Annotated in this window: 6 protein-coding genes; all 6 read left to right on the top strand. The window is 34.0% G+C overall.

All coding sequences use genetic code 11. The features are described from left to right. Window positions 1-393 precede the first annotated feature (393 nt). Window positions 394-843, top strand: a complete 450-nt coding sequence (locus B0A58_RS08825; RefSeq protein WP_089080758.1) for an endo-arabinase — start codon at window positions 394-396, stop codon at window positions 841-843. Between the two features lie 222 nt (window positions 844-1,065). Further along, complete coding sequence (locus tag B0A58_RS08820) at window positions 1,066-2,388, top strand: hydroxymethylglutaryl-CoA reductase, degradative (RefSeq protein WP_089080760.1); 1,323 nt, start codon at window positions 1,066-1,068, stop codon at window positions 2,386-2,388. A 1-nt stretch (window position 2,389) separates the two neighbouring features. Continuing rightward, complete coding sequence (locus B0A58_RS08815; protein WP_089080757.1) at window positions 2,390-3,307, top strand: GYDIA family GHMP kinase; 918 nt, start codon at window positions 2,390-2,392, stop codon at window positions 3,305-3,307. Between the two features lie 696 nt (window positions 3,308-4,003). Continuing rightward, window positions 4,004-5,938, top strand: coding sequence for an N-6 DNA methylase (locus tag B0A58_RS08810; protein ID WP_185740245.1), 1,935 nt, complete (start codon window positions 4,004-4,006; stop codon window positions 5,936-5,938). Next, window positions 5,932-7,344 (top strand): restriction endonuclease subunit S, encoded by a 1,413-nt coding sequence (locus tag B0A58_RS08805; RefSeq protein ID WP_089080756.1) that lies wholly within the window; start codon window positions 5,932-5,934, stop codon window positions 7,342-7,344. The genes B0A58_RS08810 and B0A58_RS08805 overlap by 7 nt, the downstream gene beginning before the upstream one ends. 199 nt (window positions 7,345-7,543) lie before the next feature. Beyond that, window positions 7,544-8,158 carry a hypothetical protein gene (locus B0A58_RS08800; RefSeq protein ID WP_133063103.1) on the top strand — a complete coding sequence of 205 codons (615 nt, stop codon included), beginning with the start codon at window positions 7,544-7,546 and terminating at the stop codon, window positions 8,156-8,158. Window positions 8,159-8,226 lie beyond the last annotated feature (68 nt).

Below are 8,226 nucleotides of genomic sequence, written 5' to 3'. Positions count from 1 at the left end.
CGGCAAGTTGGGTTAATGATTTGAGGTTATAAAATTAATTATTGTTTAACTAATATCAAAATAAATTAAACAAAATATATGTTAAATTTTGCATAATATTTATATTGCACTGATAATCAAAGTGTTGAAAGTAAATTAATATTAAGGTTACACTTTTTAAACGCTCCTTTTCATTGATATTGACTTGAATTAGTTGCTTAGTTTTAATGGCATTTATAAAAAAACCTAATACAAAATATTTAGGGAGGCTTTTTTTATTGTATTTTTGAAGTCATGATTAAGTGTGGATAAAATTTTGGGACTCGATTCAATGGCCTTACAAAAACGATTTTAAATTTTTGGGTTTAATTATTTAATAAAAATAAGATTTTGTTTAATAAAAATTATATATTTATGAAAAAATTATATTTAGTAATTGTTTTGTCCGTTCTATCACAAATAGTTTGGGCTCAGTCCTACCAGCACGAAGCAAAAGCCATCCAAAAACTATTGGAAACAGAAGGCAAAACATGGAGGTCTGGAGATGTTCAAGCCCATGCCAATTGTTGGTCGATAAAACCCTATAGTCGCATCATCGTTTCTACCACAGAGGGCAAAACTATGGATATAGATCCTTATACCATGCTACATCCACCCCTCGAATGGGTAGGCAAGGGGGGAAGTGCCATACATCAAAATTATAAATTCAATATCCAAAAAAATATAGCTTGGGTAAGTCACGACGAAGTTTCAACCTCCTCAGACGGCATTAAAAGTTATTCGTACGAAATACGATTATTAGAAAAAATAAAAGGCAAATGGAAACTAATTGGCCAATCCATCCATTTTTATCAGCCACAATAAAACCGTTTTGTAAATTTTTTAGTAATAAACACATAAAAAACTATTCAGATAGCGGCTTTATGAGATGCAATAGGGTAGGAGCCAAAAGCTTATTTTTCATGAAAAATTTTGGCCAAAAATTACAAAACGTAGCATCAAAAAGTATTACAAGCCATACACTATAAACTTGGTATTAAAAATAAAACTATCTTTGTGCGGCAATTTTTTTAATAATGAATGAAAATGAAAAATACAGTTAGTGGGTTTTCTAAATGGACCAAAAACGAAAAAGTAGCATGGATTGCTACAACCTATTTTGAAAATCCCGCAGAGGCTTCGCAAATCATCAAACAATATTGGAACTCCGATTTGGACATCCAACAACTGCATGACGAGTTTATAGAAAACACCATTTCAAATTTCTATTTACCACTTGGTGTAGCACCCAACTTTCTGATAAACAATAAGTTATATACTATTCCCATGGTAATCGAAGAAAGTTCTGTAGTAGCAGCAGCAGCAAAAGCAGCCAAATTTTGGGCCACACGTGGCGGGTTCAAAGCATTTGTGCTAGATACTGAAAAAATAGGTCAGGTGCATTTTACTTTTTCGGGTAATGCCACAGATTTAGAATTGTTTTTTGAACGTATCAAACCCCGTTTTTTTGAAGATTGCCAATTGATTACCCATAATATGCAAAAAAGAGGTGGCGGTATTTTGGATATTCAACTTCAAAACCAAACGAAGCAAATGGCTCATTACTACCAACTTCATGCCACATTTGATACCAAAGACAGCATGGGGGCCAATTTTATCAACTCGTGTTTAGAGCAGTTTTCAAAAACTTTATTATCAGAATTTCAATCAGACGACCAAATAAATTCCAACAACAATACTTTGGATGTTATCATGAGTATTTTGTCAAATTATGTTCCAAATTGTATCGTTCGGGCAGAAGTAAGTTGTGCTGTGGCAAATTTAGCCGAAAAAAATATTGATAACCCACAAGAATTTGCCGAAAAATTTGTACAAGCAGTTCAAATTGCAGAAATAGAACCATTTAGAGCCGTTACACATAACAAAGGCATCATGAATGGCATAGATGCAGTTGTGCTAGCAACAGGCAACGATTTTAGAGCCGTAGAAGCTGGTGTACACGCATTTGCCTGCAAAAAAGGGCAATATGCCAGTTTATCTCACGCCACAATAGAAGACGGCATTTTTAGGTTTTGGCTCGAAATTCCGTTGGCTCTTGGCACCGTTGGAGGCCTTACCTCCTTGCATCCTCTAGTCAAATTGGCCCATACCATGCTCGAAAACCCTTCGGCTCAAGAGCTCATGCAAATTGTGGCCGTGGCAGGTTTAGCTCAAAATTTTGCAGCACTAAAGTCGCTTACAACCACGGGCATTCAGGCTGGCCACATGAAAATGCACCTCAATAATATTTTAAATCAATTTGAAACCACCGTCGAAGAACGTAAAATCATAAAAACCTATTTTGCTAAAAATGCCATTTCACACGCAGCTGTTGTGGCGTTGATCAACGAAATTAGAACAAAAAAATAACATGGAACAAACATTTTATAGCCATGGCAAACTGTTACTAACGGCCGAATACCTGGTGCTCGATGGAGCAAAAGCACTGGCATTGCCTAGCAAAATGGGGCAATTTTTACATGTAAAAACAATCCCTAAACCCCAAATCATTTGGACAAGTTTTGATGCAGATAACAGTGTGTGGTTCCAAGACATACTGCCGTTTGAAGCCATCATCAACTCCCAAGCCGATGCCAACAGCGAGCCATCTATCAAGCAAACCTTGTTGGCCATCTTGCACGAAGCCTATAAGTTGAATCCACTTTTTTTGTCAGAAAAAAACGGGTACGAAGTACACACTACCCTTACATTTTCACGACATTGGGGACTTGGCACCTCGTCAACTTTGATAAACAATATAGCACAATGGACACAAACAGACGCCTATTTATTACTACAAAATAGCTTTGGAGGCAGTGGCTACGATATTGCTTGTGCCAAACACAAACAGCCTATCGTATATGAATTACAACACGGAAACCCAAAAGTAACCCCCGTTTTTTTTCGACCCCATTTTACAGCCAATATATATTTTTTATACCTCAATCAAAAACAAAGCAGCAAAACAGCCATTGCCAATTATAGGAAAAAACAACACGATTTAGACGACGAAGTGCCAAAAATAAACCAAATAACCCAAAGCCTATTAGAAGCAAACGATTTGAATCACTTTGCAAATTTACTCGAAAAACACGAAAATCTGATGAGCACTATTTTAGAAATCCAAACCGTAAAAGAATATCTTTTTGCCGATTTTGACGGAGTTGTCAAAAGTTTAGGTGCCTGGGGTGGCGATTTTGTAATGGTAGTTTGCCGTCAAAATCCCGCAGCCTATTTCAAGTCCAAAGGGTACCCGGTTTTAATCCCTTACGACAATATGATTTTATAAAAACACCATTCGAGAAAAAAAATCCTAATCGAGCCTTACAAAAGCACACAATGTTTAGATAATAAACAACAAAAAATCAAACAAAAAAACCACATTATCAAAATAATACCAAACACTTATATAAAATAGTCTAAAAATGCAATGCTATTTTTTTTCAAGATTTTATAAAAATCTTTTCATAGCTGGGCTACGTAATTATTTTTTTGTGAAATATTTGGAGAAAAAGAGCTAGCAGATTGGGCTATTTTATATGAGTGTTTGGTATAAGGGCATGCCGCCAAAAAAAAGAAAGCCCCCACGCCCCAAACCCTTCAGGCGGGGCTTCCTTTTTTTGCCGTCGGGCTATCACGAGCACATGGTGCCTTGCTCTATCCCTCATGCGGGGCAACCTCCAATAGTCAGCCTCCACTCATGAAAGTTTTTTTTAAAACTTCTTTTTTTTCGTTCTCCCACTTCTAATTTCTTGTTTCTAACCTCTTGTTTCTAACCTCTTGTTTCTAACCTCTTGCATCTAATTTCTTGCTTCTCATTTTTATTCTTGCAATTTTTTTTTATAAAAAAAGTTGCAAAATGTTTTTTTGTTTGTACTTTCGCAAAGTAGATACAATATGTTAAAAACGCAATAACTTTCGTATATCTACTAGTTATGCCCAATGCCACGAGCGACCGTACAATAACAAACAACAGACAAATTAAATGATAGAAAATAAACAAGTCATAACAGTTCCAGAGGGAAAATTGAGAGATTACATTGACGGTATTTTCAGAAATGACACACCCGAAGAATATGTAAGACAGAATATTGAAAAACGACTTGTAAACGAACACCAATATCCAAAAGGACTTATTAAAATTGAGTTTCCTATTAAAGTTGGTTCGGCAAACAAACGAGTTGATATTGCAATTTTTCCAAATGACTGCACAGAATTTAAACAGGAGAATATTATTCTTATTATTGAGTGTAAGAAAGAAAACATAAGTCCAAACGACAAAAAAGATGGAGTTGGACAGTTGAAATCTTATATGCAGGCTTGCGGAAATTGTGAGTGGGGAATGTGGACAAATGGTAAAGACAAAGAAGTATATAGAAAAAGTACAACCGACAAAGGCAAAATTGAGTTTTACGATTATATTGACATTCCTTCTTACAATACACCTATTGAAGAAATTGACAGACCAAGCAGAAAGAAACAACAAAAAGCTAGTGGCGACAATTTACTTTATGCTTTTAAAAAATGCCACAATCATATTTATGCCATTGATGGACCTCAAAAACAAGTAGCTTTTTTTGAACTTCTAAAAATAATTTTCTGCAAAATTGAAGATGAAAGAAATTTATTTGAAGAACCTGAATTTTTTGTTTCAACCAAAGAAAGAAACAATCCTGACGGACAAGTAACAGTAAAAAAACGAATAGAAAAGATTTTTACAAAAGTCAAAGAAAAACAAAAGCAAATTTTTGAGCAAAACGATGAATTAAAACTATCGCCAAGAACTATTGCTTATGTTGTGGGAGAATTACAGCGATATAGTTTTTTAGATACAAATATTGATGTTAAAGGAAAAGCCTACGAAGAAATTGTAGGTGCAAATTTAAGAGGTGACAGAGGAGAATTTTTTACACCAAGAAATGTTATGAAAATGACTGTTGAAATGGTTGCACCAAAAATTGGCGAAACCGTTTTAGACAGCAGTTGTGGGACAGGAGGTTTTTTGGTTCAAGCTATGAATTATGTAATCAATCAAATTGAAATTCAACTTGAAAAAACATTAGGAAAACCAAAAAAACAGTGGAGTGATGTACAAAAGCAAACTGCAAACGATAAAATAAAAGAAATTGCGAGTAAACATTTTTTTGGCTTTGACATAAACCCCGATTTAGTAAAGGCAACCAAAATGAATATGGTAATGAATAATGATGGTGCAGGTAATATTCTTCGTGCCAATTCATTACTTCCACCACACGAGTGGGATTTAGACTTCAAAAAAACATTAGCAGAAAGATTTAATATTGATGCTTCTAAAATTAGGAGTATAAAAGATATTGCTTTGTTTGACGTAATCGTTACAAATCCACCTTTTGGGAGCAAAATACCAATTCAAGACCCAACAATATTAAGCCAATACGAAATTTCGGGTACAAGTAAATCAATGTCACCAGAAGAATTATTTGTTGAAAGGTGTGTTCAATTTTTAAAACCAAAAGGAAGATTAGCAGTTGTATTACCTGACAGTATTTTAGGAAGTCCAGGCAAAACATTTATCAGAGAATGGCTTTTGAAAAATTGTTATATTATCGCAAGTATTGACTTGCACCAAGATACTTTTCAACCTTCAACAGGAACGCAATGTTCTGTTTTAATAGTTCAAAAGAAAACAGAAGAAGAAAAAAGAGAACCATTTCATAGTTACAATATTTTTATGTCATTGGTTGAAAAAATTGGACACGATAAAAGAGGGCAAGATTTATTAAAGAGAGATAAAAATGGAGAAATAATTTATTTTGAAAGAACAATAATAAATGAAAACGGAGATATTGAAACATTTGATGAACCCGAATTAGACGACCAAACAAAAGAAGTTCCAAATATTTTTAGTCGTTGGAAAAAACAAGAAGGAATACAATGGTAGAAACATTAAAATATGCAAGTATCAGTATCGATGAAATCATTGCTTCAAAGCTACGCTTTGAAGCTAATGTTTACAATGTTGAAGTTAGAAAGGCAAAGGAAATTCTTAAAAACTGTAAATGGGAAATTAAATTTGTTGCTGACTTTATTGAAAATTGTTTTTATGGTGGTCGTGGCAAAAGAAATTATGTAAAAAAAAGTAATAGTGACGATATTATCGGCTTTTTGGGAAGTTCAGAAATGTTGGAATTAAAACCAAATCCGATAAAATTCTTTTCTAAAAAAACAACTAATATTTCTCAATTTTCATTAGAAAAAGGTTGGTTGTTAATTTCAAGGTCAGGCACTATTGGAAATGTTACTTTAGTTAATAATTCTTTAGAAAAGCATTTAGTAAGTGAGCACGCAATAAGGATTATACCTAAAGATTATGCTGGTTATTTATATGCTTATTTTAAAAGTGAAGTTGGCATTTCTATTGTTCAAAGTAATATATATGGTGCTGTAATTAAACAAATTGAACCTGAACATATTGTCAAAATATCAATTCCAAATCCAAGCAAAGAGATAAAAGAGAAAATTCATAATTTAATTATGAACTCTTTTGAGTTGAGAGACCAAGCAAATGCACTCATAGATCAAGCTGAAAAACTTTTAGTTGATGCTTTAAAACTGCCTTCGTTTGACACCTTACAACCAAACTATTACGATACAGAAAGTGAAGTAAAAACTTTTAGTGTAAGATTAGATTTATTGAATAATCGTTTTGATGGTTCTTATCACAACCCAGTTGTAATGAATATTATTGACTGTTTATTTGATGCAGGTGCAACAATAAAACGTTTGGATGACAAAGAAATAACTTCTGCGATTTTCCAAGCAGGAAGATTTACTAGAAATTATGTTGAAAATGAGAATGGAGTAGTTTTTCTAGGGGGAAAACAAATTTTAGAGTTAAATCCAAATGACAAAAAATACTTATCAAAAACTACTCATAAAAGCAGAATTGAAGAGTTGCTTGTAAAAGAAAATATGATTGCAATTACACGAAGTGGTACTATTGGGAAAACTCAACTAATTCCAAAGCATTGGGAAAATTGGGCTTTATCTGAACACGTTTTACGAGTTGTTCCCAAAGATGATACAATTTCAGGTTATTTATACATTTGGTTAAATTCAGAATTTGGAAAAGCACTTATAAAGAAACTAACATATGGTGCAGTTATAGACGAAATTGAGGCTCATCATTTAGCAGAAATACCAATTCCAATTTTAAAACAAAAAGAAGTAATGCAAGAAATAAATGATTTGGCACTTAAAGCAAATAAATTAAGAGCAGAAGCTTATTACAAAGAACAAGAAGCTTTACAAATACTAAATGACGAAGTAATTTATGCGACAAAATAAAGTGAAAAAAGGCACTAGGGCATAACAGGGGTTTTGCAAAAAAGCGGGTTCAGTGCTAAATTGAACATTCGGAATTCTAATAAACATTTGTGCTAAATTTGAACATTTGTACTTCTAATCCCCAGCCTTCGCAAATACCCGACCGTTAGCGGCTAATCTATGACGAAAGTGCAAACTCAAACGACAAAGCAAAAAACGAATGACGAGACAACAACTTTTGACGACTTTAAAACAACAACGACAAATACTTCCACTTTTGTTGCTGACAGCTTATTGCATTGACGCAATTATTACAGCAGTTCGTGGGACAGTAGTTATGGCAGGAGTTACTTATGACTATGAGTTGACAATAAAACATTACATAGCTTTTGGAGCAATTGGCATTAACTTCTCGACTTACTTTTTTCTCCGACAATTTTACAAATACACTTTTGGGTTGACAGTTGCCGTAGGACTTTTTAATCTTGTGATTTTTTCCGCTTTGCAAACAACATCAAGTTTTGGCATTGGCAGTTTGATCATAGGTTTTCAACCATCTGCATTTTGGGCAGGACTTCTTGCTTACATTATAAATTTTAAAAGGGTAAACGAATTTATGGTTGACAACTTAGCATCAAAGCAGACACCAGAAGAACGAGAGAGAATTGACAAAGCAAGATTTACAGAAGTAGTAAAAAAGTTCAAACAAAAATATGACGGTTATTCAGCAGAGACCTTAACAGAAATAGTAACTGCAAATAAATACGTTCCCGAGGCACTTGAGGCGGCACGACAATTACTAAAGGACAGACAAGCAAACGAAAATGCTAACTAACCCACGACAGGATATAAGTGCAGCCGCTAACAGCTAGAGTTTCGTTGCGGCTGCAAGCCGAGCAATGA

Source organism: Flavobacterium branchiophilum NBRC 15030 = ATCC 35035 (assembly GCF_002217205.1).
GTDB classification, from domain to species: domain Bacteria; phylum Bacteroidota; class Bacteroidia; order Flavobacteriales; family Flavobacteriaceae; genus Flavobacterium; species Flavobacterium branchiophilum.
The sequence above is the reverse complement of the archived record's forward strand: the minus strand, read 5'-3'. Positions and strand labels throughout refer to the sequence as shown.

Bases quoted from the DNA above. Each gene is read 5' to 3' on its own strand.
- B0A58_RS08825 (WP_089080758.1), top strand. From the start codon at position 394: ATGAAAAAATTATATTTAGTAATTGTTTTGTCCGTTCTATCACAAATA.
- B0A58_RS08820 (WP_089080760.1), top strand. From the start codon at position 1,066: ATGAAAAATACAGTTAGTGGGTTTTCTAAATGGACCAAAAACGAAAAA.
- B0A58_RS08815 (WP_089080757.1), top strand. From the start codon at position 2,390: ATGGAACAAACATTTTATAGCCATGGCAAACTGTTACTAACGGCCGAA.
- B0A58_RS08810 (WP_185740245.1), top strand. From the start codon at position 4,004: ATGATAGAAAATAAACAAGTCATAACAGTTCCAGAGGGAAAATTGAGA.
- B0A58_RS08805 (WP_089080756.1), top strand. From the start codon at position 5,932: ATGGTAGAAACATTAAAATATGCAAGTATCAGTATCGATGAAATCATT.
- B0A58_RS08800 (WP_133063103.1), top strand. From the start codon at position 7,544: ATGACGAGACAACAACTTTTGACGACTTTAAAACAACAACGACAAATA.